Source organism: Enterobacter ludwigii (genome assembly GCA_023023105.1).
Classification (GTDB): Bacteria; Pseudomonadota; Gammaproteobacteria; order Enterobacterales; family Enterobacteriaceae; genus Enterobacter; species Enterobacter adelaidei.
The window spans coordinates 3,190,714-3,214,750 of record CP083824.1 but is presented as its reverse complement, the minus strand read 5'-3'; the positions used below and the strand labels follow the sequence as shown (position 1 = coordinate 3,214,750).

The following is a 24,037-nucleotide window of genomic DNA, read 5'->3' as shown; positions in this document are numbered from 1 at the left end:
TTTAATTCTTTAATTCGATTTTTCACAACATTACGCGCCGGCGTGATGGGGCGTGCTCTACTCAAAAAAAGGGGACAACAATGAAAATCATGGCTATTTGCGGTTCTGGCCTGGGCAGTAGTTTTATGGTCGAAATGAATATCAAAAAGGTGCTCAAAAAGCTGGAGATTGAGGCCGAGGTTGAACACTCCGATCTCTCCTCGGCCACACCGGGCGCGGCCGACCTGTTCGTGATGGCAAAAGACATTGCGGCCAGCGCCAGCGTTCCGGAAAGCCAGCTGGTGGTGATCAACAACATCATCGACATCAACGAACTTGAAGCGCAACTGCGTGCCTGGTTCGAAAGACAATAACCCTGATAAGGCGAGGTGGATATGTTTATCCTTGAAACGCTGAATTTCGTTGTTGATATATTAAAAGTCCCTTCGGTGCTGGTGGGGTTAATTGCGTTAATCGGTTTGGTTGCACAGAAAAAAGCGTTTTCGGACGTGGTGAAAGGGACAATTAAAACTATCCTGGGATTTATTGTGCTGGGTGGTGGTGCCACAGTACTGGTAGGTTCATTAAATCCTTTAGGCGGCATGTTTGAGCACGCTTTTACTATCCAGGGGATTATTCCAAACAATGAAGCGATTGTGTCGATTGCGCTGGAAAAATACGGTGCCGCGACCGCACTGATTATGGCCTTCGGGATGGTGGCGAATATTATCGTCGCCCGTTTTACCCGCCTGAAGTATATCTTCCTGACCGGGCATCACACCTTTTACATGGCGTGCATGATTGGTGTGATCCTGACGGTGGCAGGTTTTGAGGGCGTAGGGCTGGTCTTTACCGGCTCGCTGATCCTCGGTCTGGTGATGGCCTTCTTCCCGGCGATTGCGCAGCGTTATATGAAGCGTATCACCGGTAACGACGATATCGCCTTTGGTCACTTCGGCACGCTGGGCTATGTGCTTTCCGGCTGGATTGGCAGCAAGGTTGGCAAAGGCTCCCGCTCAACCGAAGAGATGAACCTGCCGAAGAACCTGAGCTTCCTTCGCGACAGCTCAATCTCCATCTCGCTGACCATGATGATTATTTATCTGATCATGGCGGTGAGTGCCGGGCGTGAATACGTTGAGGCCACCTTCAGCGGCGGTCAGAACTACCTGGTCTACGCCATCATCATGGCGATTACCTTCGCGGCGGGCGTGTTCATCATCCTGCAGGGTGTGCGCCTGATCCTGGCGGAAATCGTTCCGGCCTTTACCGGCTTCTCGGAAAAACTGGTGCCCAATGCGCGCCCGGCGTTGGACTGCCCGGTGGTCTATCCGTATGCACCAAACGCGGTGCTGATTGGCTTCCTGTTCAGCTTTCTGGGTGGGATTGTGGGGCTGATCATCTGCGGCCAGTTTAACTGGGTACTGATACTCCCGGGCGTGGTGCCGCACTTCTTCACCGGCGCAACGGCGGGCGTGTTCGGTAACGCCACCGGTGGACGTCGCGGGGCAATGATTGGCGCCTTTGCCAACGGGCTGCTGATCACCTTCCTGCCGGTACTGCTATTACCGGTGCTGGGCGCAATTGGCTTTGCTAACACAACGTTCTCGGACGCAGATTTCGGCGCGGTTGGGATTGTGCTCGGCAATCTGGCGCGCTTCCTGTCGCCGCTTGCCATTACCGGGCTGGTTGTGGCGCTATTCGCGCTGCTGGTGGCGTACAACGTCTTCGCGAAAAACAAACCTGCAGGCGGTAACGCGCAGGAAAACACCGGAGCCAAATCATGAATGAGAAAGAGATAACCGAACTCGCGCGTCAGATCCGTCTTGAGACGCTGAAATCCCTGACGCAGCTGGGCTTTGGACACTACGGTGGCAGTATGTCGGTGGTTGAAACGCTGGCCGTGCTGTACGGCGCGGTGATGAAAACCGACCCGGCCGATCCGGACTGGCCAGAGCGTGACTACTTTGTCCTGTCGAAAGGTCATGCGGGCCCGGCGCTCTACAGCACGCTGGCGATCAAGGGTTACTTCCCGGTGGAAGAACTGAGCACGCTGAACCAGAACGGTACCCGACTGCCAAGCCATCCGGATCGCCTGAAAACGCGTGGCGTGGATGCCACCACGGGATCCTTGGGGCAAGGGATATCCATTGCCGGGGGAATGGCGCTGTCGCACAAGCTGGCAGGGCGGCCAAACAGAGTCTTCTGCATCGTCGGTGACGGCGAGTTGAACGAAGGACAGTGCTGGGAAGCCTTCCAGTTTATTGCGCACCATCGTCTGAATAACCTGACGATATTCGTGGACTGGAACAAGCAGCAACTGGATGGCGAGCTGGACGATATTATCTGTGCGTTCGACCTGGAAGGAAAATTCCGCGCTTTTGGCTATGACGTGGTGACGGTCAAAGGAGACGATATTCCGGCGCTGCTGGAAGTGACCTCTCTGGTTCCGGCGAAAGATGCTCGCCCAAGAGTGGTGATCCTGGACAGCATTAAAGGGCAGGGGGTGCCGTATCTGGAGCAGCTCAGTAACTCGCACCATCTGCGATTGACCGCAGAGAGCAAAGCGGCCCTCGATGAGACTATCCGCCAACTGGAGGCTACACATGATTAAGGTTGCACCAGCAGGACAGAAAGATGCCATTGAGATGCGTAAAGTCTACGCGAGTTTTGTGGCTAAGCAGATTGAGGCGGGAAGTGAGATTATCGCCCTTGAAGCGGATCTGATGAGCTCTATGGCGATGGATAGCGTGGCGCGTGATTATCCGCAGCATGTGATTAACTGCGGCATCATGGAAGCGAACGTGATTGGTACGGCTGCAGGGTTGTCTCTCACCGGGCGTAAACCGTTTGTTCATACCTTTACCGCCTTCGCCAGCCGTCGCTGTTTTGATCAGCTGTTTATGTCCCTTGACTACCAGCGCAACAACGTGAAGGTGATAGCTTCAGATGCAGGCGTGACGGCCTGTCACAACGGCGGAACGCATATGTCGTTTGAAGACATGGGTATCGTTCGCGGTCTGGCGCACTCGGTGGTGCTGGAAGTCACCGACGCGGTAATGTTTGAAGACGTGTTGCGCCAGCTTATCGACCTCGAAGGCTTCTACTGGGTACGTACCATCCGTAAGCAAGCACCGAGCGTGTACGCGCCTGGCTCGACGTTTACCATCGGCAAAGGCAATGTGCTGCGCGAAGGCACCGATATTACCCTGATTGCCAATGGCATTATGGTGGCGGAAGCGCTGGAAGCGGCGCGTCAGCTGGAGAAGGAGGGCGTCAGCGCGGCGGTCATCGACATGTTTACCCTGAAGCCTATCGACCGGATGCTGGTGAAAAACTACGCCGAGAAAACCGGGCGTATCGTCACCTGCGAAAACCACAGTATTCATAACGGGCTGGGTTCAGCCGTTGCGGAAGTGCTGGTAGAAACCTGCCCGGTACCGATGCGTCGGGTTGGCGTGAAGGAGCGTTATGGCCAGGTGGGGACACAGGATTTCCTGCAGAAGGAGTATGGCCTGACGGCACATGACATTGTGTCGGCGGCGCGTGAGCTGCTGTAAATAAAAAAGGCGACCAGAGGGTCGCCTTTTTGTTGCAGTAAAACTTACTGCTGCTGTGAAGACTGGATCGCGGTCAGCGCGATGGTGTAGACGATATCGTCTACCAGCGCACCACGGGACAGGTCGTTCACAGGTTTGCGCATACCCTGCAGCATTGGCCCGATGGAGATCAGGTCTGCAGAACGCTGTACCGCTTTGTAGGTGGTGTTACCGGTGTTCAGATCAGGGAAGATGAACACGGTCGCGCGACCTGCAACCGGAGAGTTCGGCGCTTTGGATTTCGCAACGTCAGCCATAACCGCAGCATCGTACTGCAGAGGGCCATCGATCATCAGGTCAGGACGTTTTTCCTGTGCCAGACGAGTTGCTTCACGGACTTTCTCTACATCGCTACCTGCACCGGAGGTACCGGTAGAGTAAGAGAGCATGGCCACGCGTGGTTCGATGCCGAAGGCAATCGCGGAGTCAGCAGACTGGATAGCGATTTCAGCCAGCTGCTCTGCAGTTGGATCCGGGTTAATCGCGCAGTCACCGTAAACATAAACCTGTTCAGGCAGCAGCATGAAGAACACGGACGAAACCAAAGAGCTGCCTGGCGCTGTTTTGATCAGCTGCAATGGCGGACGAATGGTATTCGCAGTGGTGTGAACTGCACCAGAAACCAGGCCGTCAACTTCGTCCTGCTCCAGCATCAGCGTACCCAGCACTACGTTGTCTTCCAGCTGTTCACGCGCAACGGCTTCGGTCATGCCTTTGCTCTTACGCAGCTCAACCAGACGTGCAACATAGCTTTCGCGAACCACTTCCGGGTCAACGATTTCGATACCGGCACCCAGCTCAACGCCCTGAGAGGCCGCTACGCGGTTGATCTCGTCCGGGTTGCCCAGCAGCACACAGGTCGCGATGCCGCGTTCTGCACAGATAGCCGCCGCTTTAACGGTACGAGGTTCGTCGCCTTCTGGCAGAACAACGCGTTTGCCCGCTTTACGCGCCAGCTCGGTCAGCTGATAACGGAACGCAGGAGGAGACAGACGACGGCTGCGCTCGGAGGTCGCCGTCAGGGATTCGATCCAGTCTGCGTTGATGTAACCCGCAACGTATTCCTGAACTTTCTCGATACGCTCGTGGTCATCAACCGGTACTTCCAGGTTGAAGCTCTGCAGGCTCAGAGAGGTCTGCCAGGTGTTGGTGTTCACCATGAAGACTGGCAGGCCAGTGGCAAACGCGCGTTCGCACAGTTTGCTGACGCGCGGGTCCATCTCGTAGGCACCGGTCAGCAAGATAGCGCCGATTTCCACGCCGTTCATCGCGGCCAGGCACGCTGCAACCAGGACGTCAGGACGGTCTGCGGACGTTACCAGCAGGGAACCTGCGCGGAAGTGTTCCAGCATGTGCGGAATGCTACGCGCACAGAAGGTCACGGATTTCACGCGGCGGGTATTGATATCGCCTTCGTTAACGATGGTGGCGTTCAGGTGACGCGCCATGTCGATTGCACGGGTGGCAATCAGATCGAAACTCCATGGTACCGCGCCAAGTACTGGCAGCGGGCTGGATTCCTGCAGTTTAGCCGGATCAACTTTGATGACTTTCGCTTTGGAGGAGTCGTCGAAGATCTCGGACAGATCAGGGCGAGTACGGCCCTGCTCATCAACTGGCGCATTCAGTTTGTTAACGATTACGCCAGTGATGTTGGTGTTTTTCGCGCCGCCGAAGCTGCTGCGAGTCAGTTCGATACGCTCGTTCAGCTGCTCAGGGGTATCAGTGCCCTGAGACATCACGAAAACGATCTCTGCGTTCAGGGTTTTCGCGATTTCGAAGTTCAGAGACTGGGCAAACTGGTGTTTGCGGGTCGGGACCAGACCTTCAACCAGCACCACTTCCGCGTCTTGCGTGTTAGCGTGGTAGTTGGCGATGATCTCTTCCATCAGCACGTCTTTCTGGTTGCTGGACAGCAGAGACTCAACGTGGCTCATCTTCAGCGGTTCAGCCGCTGGCAGATTGGAGTTCTTGCGAACGATGGTGGTGGTTTGGTCTGGCGCATCGCCACCGGCACGAGGCTGGGCGATTGGCTTAAAGACGCTCAGACGAACGCCTTTGCGTTCCATAGCACGGATAACGCCAAGGCTGACGCTGGTCAGGCCGACGCTGGTTCCGGTAGGGATCAGCATAATAGTACGGGACACGGTTTATCCTCTTTCGTTACCGCCGAAATTGGGCGGGTTACAAAACAGCACCGCCAGCTTAGCTGGCGGTGTGGAATCAGGCGGTAAGACGGTTTGCGTCTTGCGCGATGACCAGCTCTTCGTTAGTTGGGATAACGATAGCCGGGCGGGTGCCTTCTTTGTTGATGAAACCAGACTTGCCGAAACGGGCAGCCAGGTTACGCTCGTGATCAACGTCGAAGCCCAGAACGCCCAGTTTGCCCAGGGACAGTTCACGCACCATTGCCGCGTTCTCACCGATACCACCGGTGAAGATAACCGCGTCCAGACGGCCTTCCATCAGCGCAGTGTAAGAGCCGATGTACTTCGCCAGACGGTGGCAGTAAACGTCCATTGCACGTTTAGCGTCTTCTTTTTCTGCGTAGTTGTCTTCAACATAACGGCAGTCGCTGGTCACTTCGGTCAGACCCAGCAGGCCAGACTCTTTGGTCAGCATCTTGTTGATCTGATCAACGCTCATGCCCAGGGTGTCGTGCAGGTGGAAGATGATTGCCGGGTCGATGTCACCGGAACGGGTACCCATCACCAGACCTTCCAGTGGAGTCAGACCCATGGAGGTATCAACGCATTTACCGTTGCGGATAGCAGAAACAGAGCCACCGTTGCCCAGGTGGCAGGTGATGATGTTCAGCTCTTCAACCGGTTTGTTCAGAACTTTTGCAGCTTCCTGAGTTACATAGAAGTGGCTGGTGCCGTGCGCGCCATAGCGACGAACGCCGTGCTCTTTGTACAGGCTATATGGCAGGGCATAGAGGTAAGACTCTTCCGGCATAGTCTGATGGAACGCGGTGTCAAACACAGCCACGTTTTTATCTTTCAGATTCGGGAAGGATTTCAGCGCTTCAGCGATACCGATCAGATGCGCCGGGTTGTGCAGCGGTGCAAATGAGGCAGCATCTTTGATGCCCTGAATAACAGAGTCGTCGATCACGACGGAGCTGGTGTATTTTTCGCCGCCGTGGACGATACGGTGACCAATCGCAGTCAGCTGAGCAGACAGTTCTGGTTTTTGTGCCAGAATAGTGTTAACGATAAAGTTCAGCGCTTCACTGTGAGCGGCGCCTGCACCTAAAGCCGCTTCTTGTTTGCTGCCGTCCATCTTCCACTTGATACGTGCTTCAGGCAGATGGAAACATTCGGCCAAACCAGAGAGGTATTCGTCACCGTTGAGCGCATCGATGATGGCGAATTTCAGTGAGGAGCTACCGCAGTTCAGAACCAGTACTAACTTACTCGACATGGAAGTACCTATTATTGATACGTGGCTAAAAAAACGTCAGTGAGTCTAACAGCGTAACGCATGATGACTCAGACATTTATGATTAACATCATGCCAAACGAACATTCTGGCATGATGAAAGAAATACCTATGATTTTATGCCATTTTGAACATTTTTCAGACAATGGCATAATATGCGATAATTTGACGAGTTAATGATTCTCGTCTATGGCCCTATCAGGCTGGCACAGGATACCCGATACGGGGTAGGGATGACAAAATATTTTGAACGTTGTCATCGCCTGTTGTGGTTTTGCACGAAAATTTTAAATTTTATATGTGAAGTTGAGGTACAGCCATGTCGACACCAGAGAACCCGACCGTAAATTTCTTTAGTCTGTTTCGTCGGGGACAGCATTACGCAAAGACGTGGCCGATGGAAAAGCGTCTTGCACCCATGTTTATAGAGAATCGTACCATCCGCGCAACGCGCTATGCGATTCGATTTATGCCTCCCGTCGCTATCTTTACCCTGTGCTGGCAAATCGCGTTGGGCGGTCAGCTTGGTCCGGCGGTCGCGACGGCGCTTTTCGCGTTAAGTCTGCCAATGCAGGGGCTCTGGTGGTTAGGTAAACGCTCCATCACACCGCTTCCGCCTTCTATTTTACACTGGTTTTATGAAGTGCGCGGAAAACTGGAAGAGGCAGGCCAGGCGCTTGCCCCGGTCGAAGGCAAGCCGGATTACCAGGCGCTGGCCGACACGCTTAAGCGAGCTTTTAAGCAACTTGATAAAACATTCCTCGATGATTTGTGATTGATCATCGAAACGACTATTAAAAGAAGGCACAGTAACAATCAGTTACCGTGTCTTTTTTTTAAGTGCAATGCGCTACAGGAGTCGAAAGATGGAAATGACCCATGCTCAACGTCTGATTTTGTCTAACCAGTACAAGATGATGACTATGCTTGATCCCGATAACGCTGCGCGCTACAGCCGCCTGCAGACCATCGTCGAACGCGGTTTTGGTTTGCAAATGCGCGAACTGGATCGCGAGTTTGGTGAGCTGAAAGAAGAAACCTGCCGCATCGTGATCGACATTATGGAGATGTATCACGCCCTGCATGTGTCCTGGACGAATCTTAAAGATCAGCAGTCCATTGACGAGCGCCGTGTCACCTTCTTAGGCTTTGATGCTGCTACAGAAGCGCGTTATCTGAGCTATGTTCGCTTTATGGTGAATACCGAGGGGCGTTATACCCACTTTGATGCGGGCACTCACGGCTTCAACGCGCAGACCCCAATGTGGGATAAATACCAGCGCATGTTGAGCGCGTGGCACGGCTGTCCGCGCCAGTACCATTTAAGCAGCAACGAAATTCAACAAATCATTAATGCCTGACGGAGGTGCGTGTGCAGTGTAGAGGTTTTCTGTTTGATCTGGACGGTACGCTGGTGGATTCGCTGCCGGTTGTGGAGCGCTCCTGGTGCCATTGGGCTGACAGACATGGTATCGACCATCAGGAGGTGCTGAATTTTATCCATGGCAAACAGGCCATAACCTCGCTAAGGCACTTCCTGGCCGGACGCTCTGAGGACGACATTCAGGCGGAGTTCAAATACCTGGAACACATTGAAGCCACCGATACGGACGGCATCACCGCGTTACCGGGCGCGCGCGAACTGCTTGAACATCTGAACGAGGCGCAGATCCCGTGGGCGATTGTCACCTCCGGTTCCGTGCCGGTTGCTCACGCCCGACACAAGGCGGCAGGTCTGCCAACGCCCGAAGTGTTTATCACGGCGGAGCGCGTTAAGCGCGGAAAACCGGAACCGGACGCTTTTTTACTGGGTGCTGAATTGCTGGGGCTCGCTCCGGCAGAGTGTGTAGTGGTCGAAGATGCAGCAGCAGGCGTCCTTGCCGGGTTAAACGCCGGTAGCCACGTTATCGCCGTCAACGTTCCGACGGGTTCCCCCCGGCTGAGTGAAGCGGACTTTGTACTTGATTCTTTGACGGCACTGGCTGTTTCAAAAGCACCAGACGGCGTTGTAACCGTCTCGCTGAAAATGTAATCCCATGATATAGCCCCACCTTGTTGGGGCTTTTTTATGGTAAAAAATTCTCATCTCCCACTGACAAGGACATGTTGTGAACGGTGAACTGATTTGGGTCCTTAGCCTGCTTTTAATCGCCATCATTCTTTTCGCCACGGGCAAGGTGCGTATGGATGCGGTCGCCTTGTTTATCATCGTTGCTTTTGTGCTGAGCGGTACGCTCACGCTGCCGGAAGCCTTCTCCGGGTTTAGCGATCCCAACGTCATTCTGATTGCCGCCCTGTTTATTATTGGCGATGGACTGGTGCGTACCGGCGTAGCGACCATCATGGGAGCATGGCTGGTGAAGGTGGCCGGTAGCAGTGAAACAAAGATGTTGATCTATCTGATGCTGACCGTCGCCGGGCTGGGGGCGTTTATGAGCTCAACGGGCGTGGTGGCGATTTTTATCCCGGTGGTGCTGAGTGTTTCCATGCGGATGCAGACCTCGCCGTCGCGTCTGATGATGCCTCTGAGTTTTGCGGGTTTGATCAGCGGTATGATGACGCTGGTGGCAACGCCGCCAAACCTGGTTGTTAACAGCGAGTTGATCCGGGAAGGATTCCAGGGGTTCAGTTTTTTCAGCGTAACCCCGCTTGGGTTGGTCATTCTTCTGTTGGGCGTGGTCTACATGCTGCTGACCCGTTTTGCTCTGAAAGGGGAAAAGCAGGATAAAACCAAAGAGGGCTGGAAGCGACGTACCTTCCGCGATCTGATCAAAGAGTACCGCCTCACAGGGCGTGCGCGCCGTCTGGCCATTCGCCCCGGTTCGCCGATGGTTGGGCAGCGGCTTGACGACCTGAGGCTGCGTGAACGTTATGGCGCGAATGTGATCGGTGTAGAGCGCTGGCGTCGTTTTCGCCGGGTTATCGTCAACGTTAACGGGGTTTCGGAATTCCGTGCGCGGGATGTCCTGCTGATTGATATGTCCACCGCAGATGTGGATCTACGTGAATTCTGCAGCGAGCAAATGCTGGAGCCGATGGTACTTCGCGGAGAGTATTTCTCAGACCAGGCGCTCGATGTCGGCATGGCCGAAGTGTCGCTGATCCCGGAATCGGAACTACTGGGTAAAACCGTGCGCGAAATCGGTTTCCGAACCCGCTATGGTTTAAACGTGGTGGGATTGAAGCGTGATGGCGTCGCGATGGATGGGGCCGTCGTGGATGAGCCTATCCAGTTGGGGGATATTTTTCTGGTCGTCGGTAACTGGAAGCTCATCAGCCAGCTCGGGCAAAAAGGGCGTGATTTTGTGGTGCTCAACATGCCAGTTGAGGAGAGCGATGCCTCTCCGGCCCACAGTCAGGCTCCCCACGCCATTTTTTGTCTGGTACTCATGGTAGCGCTGATGCTGACCGATGAAATACCTAACCCTGTGGCGGCGATTATCGCCTGTTTACTGATGGGAAAATTCCGCTGTATTGACGCCGAAAGTGCGTATAAAGCGATTCACTGGCCGAGCATTATTCTCATCGTCGGGATGATGCCCTTCGCCCTGGCGCTGCAAAAAACCGGCGGGGTAGATCTGATCGTTAAAGGATTGATGGACGTTGGCGGCGGGTATGGGCCGTACATGATGATGATCTGCCTGTTTATTATGTGCGCCACCATCGGTCTGTTTATCTCAAACACCGCGACGGCGGTATTGATGGCGCCGATTGCGCTGGCGATGGCGAAATCCATGGGCGTGTCGCCGTATCCCTTTGCGATGATGGTGGCGATGGCGGCATCAGCAGCGTTTATGACGCCAGTCTCTTCACCGGTCAATACCCTGGTACTGGGGCCGGGGAACTACCGATTCAGCGATTTTGTGAAACTGGGCGTGCCGTTCACCGTGCTGGTGATGCTGGTGTGCGTGGTATTGATACCGGTCCTGTTCCCGTTCTGAGAATTTTGCCGGGTAAGGCGAAGCCGCCACCCGGCAAAAGTTACAACGGCGAATCCTGGCTAATCTCGTCCAGCGATAAATGGAAGCTCGGTACAAACACCTGCATAAAATAATCCATCTCTTCGCTGCGGCGGGATTCAAGCGTTTTCTCCAGACGCGTTTTCGCCAGTAAAAATTCGTTGTTTCCTGCAGAGAGTTCTTCCAGACACTTCAGGTAGGCACATAGCGCGTCGGCCTGTTTGACCAGCGACTTTTCATCTTCCGTGTACTGATGCTCATCGATCAGTGGCTCAAAGATATCGCGTAACTCCTCAGGCACCATATCGATCAGCTTCTGCTGGGCAATTTTCTCGATGGCCTTATATTCCTGCGCAATCTGTGAGTTGAAATATTTCACTGGCGTAGGCAGATCGCCGGTCAGCACTTCTGACGCGTCATGGTACATCGCCAGCAGGGCAATGCGTTCCGCGTTGACCTGGCCGTTAAATTTGCGGTTTTTAATAGCGGCCAGCGCGTGAGCAACCATGGCAACCTGCAAACTGTGCTCCGATACATTCTCAGTGCGCACGTTGCGCATCAGCGGCCAGCGGTTGATGAGTTTCAGGCGGGAGAGGTGGGCAAAGAAATGACTCTGACTCATAAGGTACCTTTTGTCTTCACTGCGACAGACTTCATTGTGCGGGGAGGGGAGGGAAGATGCAAATCAGGCTACCGAGGTAGCCTGATTTTTAAGATTACTGATGATAGCCGGAAAGGAATCGCCCGAATCTGCTGATGGCCATTTCGAGATCGTCTTCGCGCGGCAGCGTCACGATACGCACGTGATCCGGCCACGGCCAGTTAAACGCCGTTCCCTGAACCAGCAGCACTTTTTCCTGCAGCAGGAAATCGAGCACCATTTTCTGGTCGTCATGAATATTAAAGCGCTTCGCGTCAATTTTCGGGAACATATAGAGCGCGCCATTCGGCTTTACGCAGGATACGCCAGGGATGTCGTTGATCAGTTCCCATGCGCGGTTACGCTGTTCGTACAGACGACCGCCAGGGACAATAAACTCACTGATGCTCTGATAGCCACCGAGCGCCGTCTGGATCGCGTGCTGCGCCGGTACGTTGGCACATAAACGCATGGAGGCCAGCATCTCCAGCCCTTCAATATAGCCTTTGGCGTGTTTTTTCGGGCCGTTCAATACCATCCAGCCCTGACGGAAACCGGCCACTCGGTAGGTTTTAGACAGACCGTTAAAGGTCACGGTCAGCAAGTCTGGTGCCAGCGCGGCGATAGAGTGATGCTGCGCCGCGTCGTACAGGATCTTGTCGTAAATTTCGTCGGCAAAGATGATCAGGTTGTGCTGACGGGCGATCTCGACGATCTCCATCAGGAGTTCTTTGGAATAGACCGCACCCGTTGGGTTGTTCGGGTTGATAATCACGATGCCACGGGTACGGGGGGTGATTTTCGCGCGAATATCATCGAGATCCGGGAACCAGTCAGAAGACTCGTCGCACAGGTAGTGCACCGCTTTCCCACTGGACAATGATACGGCTGCCGTCCAAAGCGGGTAGTCCGGCGCAGGTACCAGCATCTCGTCGCCGCTGTTCAGCAGCGCCTGCATCGCCTGCACGATCAGTTCAGAGACGCCGTTACCAATATAGATATCTTCAACGGTAACATCACGCATACCGCGAGCCTGATAGTGCTGCATGATAGCTTTACGCGCGGAGTAAAGTCCTTTTGAATCGCAATAGCCTTGTGCGGTGGGCAGGTTGCGGATCACATCAACCAGAATTTCATCCGGCGCTTCAAAACCAAATGGCGCAGGGTTACCAATGTTGAGTTTAAGAACCTTATTGCCTTCTTCTTCCAGGCGTTTTGCCTCTTTCAGAACCGGGCCACGGATGTCATAACAGACGTTATCTAGCTTGCTGGATTTTTCGATAGGGGACATGAACCTTAACCTTTTTGCTATTATTGCCACTCCCTGCCGTGGAAGTCAGCACGGAATAATGTACTCCCCCCTCGCTTCGTTTTGAAGGGTGTGCAGTAGAAGATTTTGTGAAGAGAGCAAAAGTCTGGCGAATCTATTTCGCTATAGATACGCCTCTTTACTGTCTTAAAGTTATGCACACAGCACATGCTTAGGTTAATTGTACTGTTCATTTGGAAAAATGCTGTATATTGTTCTGGCGAAAATAACTGGCGAGCGGCACCGAGTGGGAAGTCACGCTGCGTGACTTTTCGTAAAACCTGAATGCTTGCTACATTTGACCGTAATAGCATGATGTGGCTAAAAGTTACTCATGTGAAATTAATGTTAAGCATTATTAATGAAAGACCTTAATCTAAATTAAAATTTATTTATTATTAACGAACAAAATGCAACTTTAGTTAATATTAATAAAATCAGTTTAGAAGGTTAACAACCCGTTTTAATCCGCAATATTGCAATAAGACTTATAAATAAAGTGGATTTGGGTTAAGATGTCTTTCAGGAAAGCAGGCATCAGATGCATATGTTTTGTTTATCTGGAACTGCTTATCTGAATTAATTGATTGTTATTGTTGGAGTTATCTCTGGCTGGGATGTGTCGAACATTTCCCGCTACGTTGACAGCGCTGCGATATAGATGGCAGAAAAGGTGTTGTACCTTTAATGTAATTTACATAACCCTGCGAACATCTAAATATCCTGAACGTTTAAGAGAATAAAAATAACGTCATGAAACGTGCTTTCTGACTGTTGATATAAAGCAGCACAATAACTATCTGTCAGGCAGTCTGCCGGGCCGGGATGCGAGGGAAAACCTTCAGAGGGAATTGCTTAACTGTTACACACAGCTTCAACCCGGGCAGCTCCGCACGAGCAACCTGAAAGTGAATAGATATGATAAATGCAAATCGTCCGATAATGAATCTCGACCTCGATCTGCTGAGAACGTTTGTTGCGGTCGCCGATCTCAACACTTTTGCAGCTGCTGCTGCCGCCGTTTGCCGAACCCAGTCCGCCGTTAGCCAGCAAATGCAGCGGCTGGAGCAACTGGTTGGTAAAGAGCTTTTTGCCCGTCACGGGCGTAATAAGCTCTTAACGGAACACGGTATTCAGCTTCTGGGTTATGCCAGGAAAATTCTTCGCTTTAATGATGAAGCATGTATGTCATTAATGTTTAGCAACCTCCAGGGGGTGTTAACCTTAGGGGCATCTGATGAGTCAGCAGATACGATATTGCCGTTCCTTCTCAATCGAATTAGTTCGGTTTATCCGAAGCTTGCGCTGGATGTGAGCGTAAAACGCAATGCCTTTATGGTTGAGATGTTAGATGAGAAAAAGGTCGACCTGGTGGTCACCACGCATCGTCCCGGGCAGTTTGATTGCCTGACGTTGCGTACATCGCCAACGCACTGGTATTGCGCAGCAGAATATGTGTTGCAAAAAGGGGAGCCTGTTCCACTGGTTTTACTGGATGACCCGAGTCCTTTCCGCGATATGGTGCTGACGGCGTTAAATGAAGCCAATATTCCGTGGCGTTTAGCGTACGTGGCTTCCACGTTGCCAGCGGTTCGCGCTGCTGTGAAAGCAGGACTTGGCGTAACGGCACGCCCGGTAGAGATGATGAGCCCTGATCTGCGTGTGTTGGGTAAGTCTGATGGTCTTCCGGTGTTGCCCGATACCGAATATCTGCTTTGCCATAACTCGTCCACCCATAACGAGCTGGCGAAAGTGGTGTTCGAGGCAATGGAAAACTACCATAACCCGTGGCAGTTCGAACACGTTACCTCCGAAGGGGGGGATGATTCCCTGATCGTTGAAGGGGATTTTGAGTGATCGATAGCTCAAAATTCTGGTAACAAAATGTAAGTGTAAAAAAAAGCCGCTCATGCCATTTTCGCATGCAGTGGCTTTTTTTTGGCAATAATACCCGCTTATGGCGCATGGATTTTCAGGATACTCTCTATTTATCAATAGGCTAAATGCTTTTGCTGAAAACTTGTCCGTTTCCCGTTCTAACTTCATCCACATCTCTCCCATGTTAAAAAAACAGGAAATATGTTGCCGTTTTTCCGGTTGAATTAACAAAAGCGTGTCGCAGATCAAGAAAATACTCCTATTTGGGGGGAGGAATCGCTGGCAAATCCTGTCAAAATAGGAGGGTTATTTTTTTTACTTCCGAAACGGACACGATTCAACAACATACATTTGACGGAAAGTCATGTACCCACCAGGTTTAAAGGGCACCAAATGTTAATGAGAATCGCTCGATGTAATTTAATGTGAAGAAACCTTTGTTAAAGTTGACAAAAGGTTATAGAAAGGAGTAAAAAACCCCATCATTTTGCTGTCTCCGTCTCATTTCTGACAGTTAGTGTAAGGTTATTTGTTCCTCCCCATGAATCGATGTGATGCCCATCTGCCAGCAAGAGCAGTGTCGTAGGTATCACTTTTGATGAGTAAGCAATGAGTATGTCAACATCCACAGAAGTCATCGCTCATCACTGGGCATTCGCAATCTTTCTTATTGTAGCCATTGGCCTGTGCTGCCTGATGTTAGTCGGCGGCTGGTTCCTGGGCGGTCGCGCCCGTGCAAGGCACAAAAACACACCTTTCGAATCAGGTATTGATTCAGTAGGTTCCGCTCGCTTACGCCTGTCTGCCAAGTTCTATCTGGTAGCCATGTTCTTCGTCATCTTTGACGTGGAAGCGCTTTACCTTTTCGCATGGTCAACGTCCATCCGCGAAAGTGGTTGGGTGGGCTTTGTCGAGGCCGCAATTTTCATTTTAGTGCTACTGGCCGGTCTGGTTTATCTGGTGCGCATTGGCGCGCTTGACTGGACGCCTGCGCGTTCACGTCGTGAACACATCAACCCGGAAAACAGTATCTCTAATCGTCAGCAGTAACAGCGAGGCAATAAGATGGATTATACGCTCACCCGCATAGATCCTAACGGTGAGAATGACCGTTACCCCCTGCAAAAACAGGAGATCGTAACCGACCCCCTGGAGCAAGAAGTCAATAAAAGCGTGTACATGGGCAAACTCGAGCATGCCATGCACGATATGGTCAACTGGGGTCGTAAGAACTCCATCTGGCCTTACAACTTTGGCCTTTCTTGCTGCTACGTTGAAATGGTGACGTCATTCACTGCGGTGCATGACGTTGCGCGTTTTGGGGCAGAGGTACTGCGTGCTTCCCCACGTCAGGCTGACCTGATGGTGGTAGCCGGTACGTGCTTTACCAAGATGGCACCTGTTATTCAGCGTCTTTATGACCAGATGCTGGAGCCAAAATGGGTTATCTCCATGGGCGCATGTGCAAACTCTGGCGGTATGTACGACATCTATTCCGTCGTGCAGGGCGTAGATAAATTTATCCCAGTGGATGTGTACATCCCGGGTTGTCCGCCACGCCCGGAAGCCTACATGCAGGCGCTGATGCTGCTGCAGGAGTCTATCGGTAAAGAACGTCGCCCACTGTCGTGGGTTGTTGGCGATCAGGGTGTGTATCGCGCGAACATGCAGTCTGAGCGCGAGCGTAAACGTGGTGAACGTATTGCCGTCACCAATCTGCGTACGCCTGACGAAATTTAATTTGCGCCTGTAGGCCTGGAGAACACCTTCGCATATCACTACTCAAATAGCGCGAAGCCAGGCTCAACAGTCACCACGGACCATTTGCAATGGTGAACAATATGACCGACTTAACCGCGCAAGAAGCCGCCTGGCAGACACGGGATCATCTGGATGACCCAGTCATTGGCGAACTGCGCAACCGTTTTGGGCCGGATGCCTTTACTGTTCAGGCTACCCGCACCGGGGTACCCGTTGTTTGGGTGAAGCGTGAGCAATTACTGGAAGTTGTCGATTTCCTCAAGAAATTGCCAAAACCGTACGTCATGCTGTTTGACTTACACGGCATGGATGAACGTCTGCGTACCCACCGCCAGGGCCTCCCTGCTGCGGATTTTTCCGTTTTCTACCACCTGATCTCAATAGACCGCAATACGGATATCATGCTCAAGGTGGCATTGTCTGAAAACGACATGCATCTGCCGACGATCACCAAACTTTTCCCGAACGCCAACTGGTATGAGCGTGAAACCTGGGAAATGTTCGGCATGACCTTCGATGGCCACCCGCACCTGACGCGCATCATGATGCCGCATACCTGGACTGGCCACCCGCTGCGTAAAGACTACCCGGCACGTGCCACCGAATTCGATCCGTTTGAGCTGACCAAAGCCAAGCAGGATCTGGAGATGGAAGCGCTGACCTTCAAGCCGGAAGACTGGGGCATGAAGCGCGGTACCGACAACGAGGACTTCATGTTCCTTAACCTCGGTCCGAACCACCCGTCTGCGCACGGTGCATTCCGTATTATTCTTCAGCTCGACGGCGAAGAGATTGTCGACTGCGTGCCTGACATCGGCTACCACCACCGTGGTGCTGAGAAGATGGGGGAGCGTCAGTCCTGGCACAGCTACATTCCGTATACCGACCGTATCGAATATCTCGGCGGCTGCGTAAACGAAATGCCATACGTGCTGGCCGTTGAGAAACTGGCGGGTATCGTTACGCCGGATCGCGTTAACGTGATCCGCGTTATGCTGTCCGAGCTGTTCCGTATCAACAGCCACCTGCTGTACATCTCTACGTTCATTCAGGACGTGGGTGCGATGACTCCGGTCTTCTTCGCCTTTACCGACCGTCAGAAAATCTACGATCTGGTTGAAGCAATTACCGGTTTCCGTATGCACCCTGCCTGGTTCCGTATTGGCGGTGTGGCACACGACCTGCCGCGCGGCTGGGACCGTCTGCTGCGCGAATTCCTCGACTGGATGCCAAAACGTCTGGCCTCTTACGAGAAAGCCGCACTGCGTAACACCATTCTGAAAGGCCGTTCCCAGGGCGTTGCTGCCTACGGTGCGAAAGAAGCGCTGGAGTGGGGTACGACAGGTGCAGGTCTGCGTGCGACCGGTATTGATTTTGACGTGCGTAAAGCCCGTCCTTACTCTGGCTACGAGAACTTCGACTTTGAAGTCCCGGTTGGCGGCGGTGTTTCCGACTGCTACACCCGCGTGATGCTGAAAGTGGAAGAGTTGCGCCAGAGTCTGCGCATTCTTGAGCAGTGCCTCAACAACATGCCGGAAGGCCCGTTCAAAGCGGATCACCCGCTGACGACGCCGCCGCCGAAAGAGCGCACGCTGCAACATATCGAAACCCTGATCACCCACTTCCTGCAGGTTTCCTGGGGCCCGGTCATGCCGGCACAAGAATCCTTCCAGATGATTGAAGCGACCAAGGGTATTAACAGTTACTACCTGACCAGTGACGGCAGCACCATGAGCTACCGTACCCGCGTGCGTACGCCGAGTTTTGCGCATCTGCAGCAGATCCCGTCCGCCATCCGCGGCAGTCTGGTCTCCGACCTGATTGTGTATCTGGGTAGTATCGATTTTGTTATGTCAGATGTGGACCGCTAATTATGCACGAAAATCAACAACCACAGACCGAGGCTTTTGAGCTGAGTGAAGCAGAGCGTGCCGCCATTGAGCACGAGATGCACCACTACGAAGACCCGCGTGCGGCGTCCATTGAAGCGCTGAAAATCGTACAGAAACAGCGTGGTTGGGTGCCGGATGGGGCGATCTATGAGATCGCAAAAGTGCTGGGTATTCCGGCCAGTGACGTAGAGGGCGTAGCCACGTTCTACAGCCAGATCTTCCGTCAGCCGGTAGGCCGCCATGTGATCCGCTACTGTGACAGCGTCGTTTGTCACATTACCGGTTATCAGGGCATTCAGGCAGCAATTGAGAAGAAGCTCAATATCAAGCCGGGCCAGACCACGTTCGATGGTCGCTTTACTCTGCTGCCAACCTGCTGCCTGGGTAACTGCGACAAGGGGCCGACCATGATGATTGATGAGGACACTCACAGCCATCTGACGCCGGAAGCCATTCCTGACCTGCTGGAGCAGTACAAATGAAAACGGTAATTCGTACTGCTGAGACCCATCCGCTGACCTGGCGTCTGCGCGATGACAAACAGCCGGTATGGCTCGACGAATATCAGAGCAAAAACGGCTATGCCGGTGCGCGCAAAGCCCTGGGTGGCATGGCACCGGACGATATCGTTAACGCGGTAAAAGATTCCGGCCTGAAGGGGCGCGGTGGTGCAGGCTTCTCCACGGGTCTGAAGTGGAGCCTGATGCCAAAAGACGAATCCATGAACATCCGTTACCTGCTGTGTAACGCCGATGAAATGGAGCCGGGCACCTATAAAGACCGCCTGCTGATGGAGCAACTGCCGCACCTGCTGGTGGAAGGTATGTTGATCTCCGCGTTCGCGCTGAAAGCGTACCGTGGCTACATCTTCCTGCGTGGTGAGTACATCGAGGCGGCAGAAAACCTGCGTCGCGCGATTGCCGAAGCCACCGAAGCGGGTCTGCTCGGTAAAAATATTCTGGGCACCGGTTTTGACTTCGAACTGTTCGTGCACACCGGTGCCGGGCGTTACATCTGCGGTGAAGAAACCGCGCTGATTAACTCCCTGGAAGGTCGTCGTGCGAACCCGCGTTCCAAGCCACCGTTCCCGGCAAGCTCCGGCGTATGGGGTAAACCGACCTGCGTAAACAACGTAGAAACCCTGTGTAACGTTCCGGCTATCCTCGCGAACGGCGTGGAGTGGTATCAGGGCATCTCCTCAAGCAAAGATGCCGGTACCAAGCTGATGGGCTTCTCCGGTCGCGTGAAAAACCCTGGCGTCTGGGAGCTGCCGTTCGGTACCACCGCACGTGAAATTCTTGAAGACTATGCTGGCGGTATGCGTGATGGCCTGAAATTCAAAGCCTGGCAGCCGGGTGGGGCAGGGACAGACTTCCTGACCGAGGCCCACCTTGATCTGCCAATGGAATTCGAAAGCATTGGTAAAGCAGGCAGCCGCCTGGGTACGGCGCTGGCGATGGCCGTCGACCACGAGATCGGCATGGTGTCGCTGGTGCGTAACCTGGAAGAGTTCTTTGCCCGCGAGTCCTGCGGCTGGTGTACACCGTGCCGTGATGGTCTGCCGTGGAGCGTGAAGATCCTGCGTGCTATCGAGCGTGGCGAAGGCCAGCCGGGTGATATTGAGACACTTGAGCAACTGTGTCGATTCCTGGGCCCAGGCAAAACCTTCTGTGCCCACGCACCGGGTGCCGTCGAGCCACTGCAGAGCGCGATTAAATATTTCCGCGACGAATTCGAAGCAGGCATCAAGCAGCCGTTCAGCAATACCCATGCCATTAATGGGATTCAGCCGAACCTGCTGAAAGCGCGCTGGTAAAGACAGAATTTTGATTAACGCTCGGTTTCGACCGAGCCAACTGGAAGCATGCTAATGGCTACGATTCATGTAGACGGCAAAGAATATGAGGTCAACGGGGCGGACAACCTGCTGGAGGCTTGTCTGTCGCTCGGCCTTGATATTCCGTACTTTTGCTGGCATCCGGCGCTGGGCAGCGTCGGTGCTTGCCGCCAGTGTGCGGTGAAGCAATATCAAAACGCGGAAGACACGCGTGGTCGCCTGGTGATGTCCTGTATGACGCCAGCCACCGAAGGCACCTTTATTTCGATTGATGACGAAGAAGCTAAACAGTTCCGCGAAAGCGTTGTGGAATGGTTGATGACCAACCACCCGCACGACTGTCCGGTCTGTGAAGAAGGCGGTAACTGCCACCTTCAGGATATGACCGTCATGACCGGTCACAGCTTCCGTCGCTATCGCTTTACCAAGCGTACCCACCGTAACCAGGACCTGGGGCCGTTCATCTCTCACGAAATGAACCGCTGCATCGCCTGCTACCGCTGCGTGCGTTACTACAAAGACTACGCAGACGGCCAGGATCTGGGCGTATATGGTGCGCATGACAACGTTTACTTCGGTCGTCCGGAAGACGGTACGCTTGAAAGCGAATTCTCCGGTAACCTGGTAGAAATCTGCCCGACCGGCGTATTCACCGATAAAACCCACTCCGAGCGCTACAACCGTAAATGGGACATGCAGTTTGCACCAAGCATCTGCCAGCAGTGTTCTCTCGGCTGTAACACCAGCCCGGGTGAACGCTACGGCGAACTGCGTCGTATCGAAAACCGTTATAACGGTACCGTTAACCACTACTTCCTGTGCGACCGCGGTCGTTTCGGCTATGGCTATGTGAACCTGAAAGACCGTCCGCGTCAGCCGGTTCAGCGTCGTGGCGATGACCTGATCACCCTGAATGCTGAACAAGCGATGCAGGGCGCGGCAGATATTCTGCGTCAGTCGAAGAAAGTGATCGGTATCGGCTCCCCACGTGCCAGCGTTGAAAGTAACTTCGCGCTGCGTGAACTGGTCGGGGCTGAAAACTTCTACACCGGTATCGCCCAGGGTGAGCAGGAACGTCTGCAACTGGTGCTGAAAGTGCTGCGCGAAGGCGGTATTCATACTCCTGCGCTGCGCGAAATCGAATCCTATGATGCAGTTCTGGTGCTGGGTGAAGACCTGACTCAGACCGGCGCTCGCGCGGCTCTGGCGGTTCGCCAGGCGGTGAAAGGTAAAGCACGTGAAATGGCAGCAGCCCAGAAAGTGGCTGACTGGCAGATTGCGGCAATCCTGAACATCGGTCAGCGCGCCAAGCATCCTCTGTTTGTGACCAGCATTGATGACACCCGTCTGGATGATATCGCGGCGTGGACCTACCGCGCGCCGGTTGAAGACCAGGCCCGTCTTGGCTTTGCCATTGCACACGCGTTGGACAACAACTCTCCGGCCGTTGAGCTGGATCGCGACCTGCAAAACAAGGTTGACGTGATTGTTCAGGCCCTGGCGGGTGCGAAGAAACCGCTGATTATTTCTGGTACTAACGCCGGAAGCGCGGAGATCATTCAGGCGGCAGCGAACGTTGCCAAAGCCCTGAAAGGCCGCGGTGCTGACGTTGGCGTGACCATGGTTGCCCGTGCGGTTAACAGCATTGGTCTGGGTATGATTGGCGGCGGCTCGCTGGAAGCTGCGTTGAGCGAACTGGAATCCGGTGCCGCTGACGCCGTTGTGGTGCTGGAAAACGACCTGCATCGCCATGCTTCTGCCGCACGCGTTGACGCCGCGCTCTCCAAAGCGCCGCTGGTGATGGTGATTGACCATCAGCGCACCGCGATTATGGATAAAGCGCACCTGGTCCTCTCTGCGGCAAGCTTCGCAGAAAGCGACGGTACGGTTATTAACAACGAAGGTCGCGCCCAGCGTTTCTTCCAGGTTTATGACCCGGCGTACTACGACAGCAACACCGTGATGCTGGAAAGCTGGCGCTGGCTGCACTCCCTGCACAGCACCGTGCAGAGCCGTGAAGTGGACTGGACGCAGCTCGACCACGTTATCGACGCGGTTGTCGAAAAACTGCCTCAGCTGGCAGGCATTAAAGATGCTGCCCCTGAAGCGAGCTTCCGCATTCGTGGCCAGAAACTGGCGCGTGAACCGCATCGTTACAGTGGCCGTACCGCAATGCGCGCCAACATCAGCGTGCACGAACCGCGTCAACCGCAGGATAAAGACACTATGTTCGCCTTCTCCATGGAAGGGAACAACCAGCCGTCTGCCCCGCGTTCACAGATCCCATTCGCATGGGCACCGGGCTGGAACTCCCCGCAGGCATGGAACAAGTTCCAGGCGGAAGTGGGCGGTTCTCTGCGTCACGGCGATCCGGGCGTGCGTCTGATCGAAGCCTCCGAAACCGGTCTGGATTTCTTCACGACTGTTCCGGCGAGCTTCCAGGCTCAGGAAGGGAACTGGCGTATCGCCCCGTACTACCATCTGTTTGGTAGCGACGAGCTGTCCCAGCGCTCTCCGGTATTCCAGCAACGTATGCCGCAGCCATACATCAAGCTCAACCCGGCGGATGCCGCGAAGCTTGGCGTTAATGCGGGTGCGAACATCGCCTTTAGCTACGACGGTCAGACAATCAGCCTGCCGCTGATTATCTCTGAAGGCCTGACAGCAGGGCAGGTGGGTCTGCCAATGGGTATGCCTGGCATCGCGCCGGTACTGGCGGGTGCGCGTCTTGATAATCTGCAGGAGGCAAAAGCATGAGTTGGTTAACGCCGGATCTTATCGACATCCTGCTGAGCATTCTGAAAGCGATTGTTATTCTGCTGGTGGTGGTCACCTGCGGCGCGTTCATGAGCTTTGGTGAACGTCGTCTGCTCGGTCTGTTCCAGAACCGTTACGGACCGAACCGCGTGGGCTGGGGTGGTTCACTCCAGCTGGTTGCGGACATGATCAAGATGTTCTTTAAAGAGGACTGGATCCCGCGCTTCTCTGACCGCGTGATCTTTACTCTGGCACCGATGATCGCCTTCACCTCACTGCTGCTGGCGTTTGCCATCGTTCCTGTCAGCCCGACCTGGGTTGTGGCTGACCTGAACATCGGCATTCTGTTCTTCCTGATGATGGCAGGACTCGCGGTTTACGCGGTGCTGTTCGCAGGCTGGTCCAGTAACAACAAATACTCCCTGCTGGGTGCGATGCGTGCTTCCGCGCAGACGCTGAGCTACGAAGTGTTCCTGGGGCTCTCCCTGATGGGCGTGGTGGCGCAGGCCGGTTCATTTAACATGACCGACATCGTCAACAACCAGGCTGACATCTGGAACGTTATCCCGCAGTTCTTTGGTTTTATTACCTTTGCTATCGCGGGCGTGGCGGTGTGTCACCGTCACCCGTTTGACCAGCCAGAAGCCGAACAGGAACTGGCCGACGGTTACCACATTGAATATTCCGGTATGAAATTCGGTCTGTTCTTCGTGGGCGAGTACATCGGTATTGTCACCATTTCCGCGTTGATGGTAACGCTGTTCTTTGGTGGCTGGCATGGCCCGTTCTTACCGCCGTTCATCTGGTTCGCGCTGAAAACCGCGTTCTTCATGATGATGTTCATTTTGATTCGCGCAGCGTTACCTCGTCCGCGTTATGACCAGGTAATGTCCTTCGGCTGGAAAGTGTGCCTGCCGCTGACGCTCGTCAACTTGTTGGTAACGGCCGCTGTCATTCTCTGGCAGCAGCCATAAGGGGCTAT

The 24,037-nt window shown here is 53.8% G+C and carries 20 protein-coding genes; 16 read left to right on the top strand and 4 right to left on the bottom strand.

Translation table 11 applies throughout. The features are described 5' to 3' along the window. Positions 1-80: 80 nt before the first annotated feature. Genes LCD46_15525 through LCD46_15510 form a run of 4 tightly spaced genes read left to right on the top strand, consistent with a single transcriptional unit; the run spans position 81 to position 3,539 of the window. Positions 81-353 carry a PTS sugar transporter subunit IIB gene (locus tag LCD46_15525; GenBank protein UOY69481.1) on the top strand — a complete coding sequence of 91 codons (273 nt, stop codon included), beginning with the start codon at positions 81-83 and terminating at the stop codon, positions 351-353. Between the two features lie 21 nt (positions 354-374). Further along, positions 375-1,766, top strand: a complete 1,392-nt coding sequence (locus LCD46_15520) for a PTS ascorbate transporter subunit IIC (GenBank protein ID UOY69480.1) — start codon at positions 375-377, stop codon at positions 1,764-1,766. Then, positions 1,763-2,593, top strand: coding sequence for a transketolase (locus LCD46_15515; protein UOY69479.1), 831 nt, complete (start codon positions 1,763-1,765; stop codon positions 2,591-2,593). The genes LCD46_15520 and LCD46_15515 overlap by 4 nt, the downstream gene beginning before the upstream one ends. Then, positions 2,586-3,539 carry a transketolase family protein gene (locus LCD46_15510; protein ID UOY69478.1) on the top strand — a complete coding sequence of 318 codons (954 nt, stop codon included), beginning with the start codon at positions 2,586-2,588 and terminating at the stop codon, positions 3,537-3,539. The genes LCD46_15515 and LCD46_15510 overlap by 8 nt, the downstream gene beginning before the upstream one ends. Positions 3,540-3,583: 44 nt before the next feature. Here the strand turns inward: LCD46_15510 and pta are convergent, their stop codons facing one another. After that, a complete protein-coding gene (gene pta, locus LCD46_15505) occupies positions 3,584-5,725 on the bottom strand; it encodes a phosphate acetyltransferase (GenBank protein UOY69477.1) in 2,142 nt (713 codons plus the stop codon). 76 nt (positions 5,726-5,801) lie between these two features. Then, positions 5,802-7,004: an acetate kinase gene (ackA, locus tag LCD46_15500; protein ID UOY69476.1), complete on the bottom strand. Its 1,203-nt coding sequence runs from the start codon at positions 7,002-7,004 to the stop codon at positions 5,802-5,804. Positions 7,005-7,341: 337 nt separating this feature from the next. On the opposite strand from ackA, the gene LCD46_15495 reads away from it, so the two are divergent. From LCD46_15495 to LCD46_15480, 4 genes are all read left to right on the top strand, one after another. Beyond that, positions 7,342-7,797 carry a DUF412 domain-containing protein gene (locus LCD46_15495; protein UOY69475.1) on the top strand — a complete coding sequence of 152 codons (456 nt, stop codon included), beginning with the start codon at positions 7,342-7,344 and terminating at the stop codon, positions 7,795-7,797. A gap of 91 nt (positions 7,798-7,888) precedes the next feature. Beyond that, positions 7,889-8,383 (top strand): YfbU family protein, encoded by a 495-nt coding sequence (locus tag LCD46_15490; GenBank protein UOY69474.1) that lies wholly within the window; start codon positions 7,889-7,891, stop codon positions 8,381-8,383. A gap of 11 nt (positions 8,384-8,394) precedes the next feature. Then, the gene (locus tag LCD46_15485) at positions 8,395-9,054 is read left to right on the top strand and encodes a sugar phosphatase (protein ID UOY69473.1); all 660 of its coding nucleotides are present in this window, start codon (positions 8,395-8,397) and stop codon (positions 9,052-9,054) included. Positions 9,055-9,130: 76 nt separating this feature from the next. Continuing rightward, entirely contained in the window at positions 9,131-10,963 is a 1,833-nt protein-coding gene (locus tag LCD46_15480) for an SLC13 family permease (GenBank protein UOY69472.1), read from the top strand. A gap of 40 nt (positions 10,964-11,003) precedes the next feature. Here the strand turns inward: LCD46_15480 and yfbR are convergent, their stop codons facing one another. Then, positions 11,004-11,603 (bottom strand): 5'-deoxynucleotidase, encoded by a 600-nt coding sequence (gene yfbR, locus LCD46_15475; protein UOY69471.1) that lies wholly within the window; start codon positions 11,601-11,603, stop codon positions 11,004-11,006. Positions 11,604-11,697: 94 nt separating this feature from the next. Then, the gene (gene alaA, locus LCD46_15470) at positions 11,698-12,912 is read right to left on the bottom strand and encodes an alanine transaminase AlaA (protein UOY69470.1); all 1,215 of its coding nucleotides are present in this window, start codon (positions 12,910-12,912) and stop codon (positions 11,698-11,700) included. A 936-nt stretch (positions 12,913-13,848) separates the two neighbouring features. On the opposite strand from alaA, the gene lrhA reads away from it, so the two are divergent. From lrhA to nuoH, 8 genes are all read left to right on the top strand, one after another. Beyond that, on the top strand, positions 13,849-14,787 hold the full coding sequence (lrhA, locus tag LCD46_15465) for a transcriptional regulator LrhA (protein ID UOY69469.1): 939 nt from the start codon (positions 13,849-13,851) through the stop codon (positions 14,785-14,787). A 630-nt stretch (positions 14,788-15,417) separates the two neighbouring features. Next, the gene (gene nuoA, locus LCD46_15460; GenBank protein UOY69468.1) at positions 15,418-15,858 is read left to right on the top strand and encodes an NADH-quinone oxidoreductase subunit NuoA; all 441 of its coding nucleotides are present in this window, start codon (positions 15,418-15,420) and stop codon (positions 15,856-15,858) included. A gap of 15 nt (positions 15,859-15,873) precedes the next feature. Continuing rightward, positions 15,874-16,548, top strand: coding sequence for an NADH-quinone oxidoreductase subunit NuoB (nuoB, locus tag LCD46_15455; protein UOY69467.1), 675 nt, complete (start codon positions 15,874-15,876; stop codon positions 16,546-16,548). 89 nt (positions 16,549-16,637) lie between these two features. Continuing rightward, positions 16,638-18,440, top strand: a complete 1,803-nt coding sequence (gene nuoC, locus LCD46_15450; protein ID UOY69466.1) for an NADH-quinone oxidoreductase subunit C/D — start codon at positions 16,638-16,640, stop codon at positions 18,438-18,440. 2 nt (positions 18,441-18,442) lie between these two features. Further along, on the top strand, positions 18,443-18,943 hold the full coding sequence (gene nuoE, locus LCD46_15445) for an NADH-quinone oxidoreductase subunit NuoE (protein UOY69465.1): 501 nt from the start codon (positions 18,443-18,445) through the stop codon (positions 18,941-18,943). Then, on the top strand, positions 18,940-20,277 hold the full coding sequence (nuoF, locus tag LCD46_15440) for an NADH-quinone oxidoreductase subunit NuoF (GenBank protein UOY69464.1): 1,338 nt from the start codon (positions 18,940-18,942) through the stop codon (positions 20,275-20,277). The genes nuoE and nuoF overlap by 4 nt, the downstream gene beginning before the upstream one ends. A 54-nt stretch (positions 20,278-20,331) precedes the next feature. Beyond that, positions 20,332-23,055: an NADH-quinone oxidoreductase subunit NuoG gene (gene nuoG / locus LCD46_15435; GenBank protein UOY69463.1), complete on the top strand. Its 2,724-nt coding sequence runs from the start codon at positions 20,332-20,334 to the stop codon at positions 23,053-23,055. Then, positions 23,052-24,029, top strand: a complete 978-nt coding sequence (gene nuoH / locus LCD46_15430; protein ID UOY69462.1) for an NADH-quinone oxidoreductase subunit NuoH — start codon at positions 23,052-23,054, stop codon at positions 24,027-24,029. The genes nuoG and nuoH overlap by 4 nt, the downstream gene beginning before the upstream one ends. Positions 24,030-24,037: the final 8 nt, after the last annotated feature.

Bases quoted from the DNA above. Each gene is read 5' to 3' on its own strand.
- alaA (UOY69470.1), bottom strand. From the start codon at position 12,912: ATGTCCCCTATCGAAAAATCCAGCAAGCTAGATAACGTCTGTTATGAC.
- yfbR (UOY69471.1), bottom strand. From the start codon at position 11,603: ATGAGTCAGAGTCATTTCTTTGCCCACCTCTCCCGCCTGAAACTCATC.
- LCD46_15520 (UOY69480.1), top strand. From the start codon at position 375: ATGTTTATCCTTGAAACGCTGAATTTCGTTGTTGATATATTAAAAGTC.
- nuoG (UOY69463.1), top strand. From the start codon at position 20,332: ATGGCTACGATTCATGTAGACGGCAAAGAATATGAGGTCAACGGGGCG.
- LCD46_15490 (UOY69474.1), top strand. From the start codon at position 7,889: ATGGAAATGACCCATGCTCAACGTCTGATTTTGTCTAACCAGTACAAG.
- LCD46_15515 (UOY69479.1), top strand. From the start codon at position 1,763: ATGAATGAGAAAGAGATAACCGAACTCGCGCGTCAGATCCGTCTTGAG.
- nuoF (UOY69464.1), top strand. From the start codon at position 18,940: ATGAAAACGGTAATTCGTACTGCTGAGACCCATCCGCTGACCTGGCGT.
- LCD46_15525 (UOY69481.1), top strand. From the start codon at position 81: ATGAAAATCATGGCTATTTGCGGTTCTGGCCTGGGCAGTAGTTTTATG.
- lrhA (UOY69469.1), top strand. From the start codon at position 13,849: ATGATAAATGCAAATCGTCCGATAATGAATCTCGACCTCGATCTGCTG.
- LCD46_15510 (UOY69478.1), top strand. From the start codon at position 2,586: ATGATTAAGGTTGCACCAGCAGGACAGAAAGATGCCATTGAGATGCGT.
- LCD46_15495 (UOY69475.1), top strand. From the start codon at position 7,342: ATGTCGACACCAGAGAACCCGACCGTAAATTTCTTTAGTCTGTTTCGT.
- ackA (UOY69476.1), bottom strand. From the start codon at position 7,004: ATGTCGAGTAAGTTAGTACTGGTTCTGAACTGCGGTAGCTCCTCACTG.
- nuoC (UOY69466.1), top strand. From the start codon at position 16,638: ATGGTGAACAATATGACCGACTTAACCGCGCAAGAAGCCGCCTGGCAG.
- nuoA (UOY69468.1), top strand. From the start codon at position 15,418: ATGAGTATGTCAACATCCACAGAAGTCATCGCTCATCACTGGGCATTC.
- nuoB (UOY69467.1), top strand. From the start codon at position 15,874: ATGGATTATACGCTCACCCGCATAGATCCTAACGGTGAGAATGACCGT.
- nuoH (UOY69462.1), top strand. From the start codon at position 23,052: ATGAGTTGGTTAACGCCGGATCTTATCGACATCCTGCTGAGCATTCTG.
- nuoE (UOY69465.1), top strand. From the start codon at position 18,443: ATGCACGAAAATCAACAACCACAGACCGAGGCTTTTGAGCTGAGTGAA.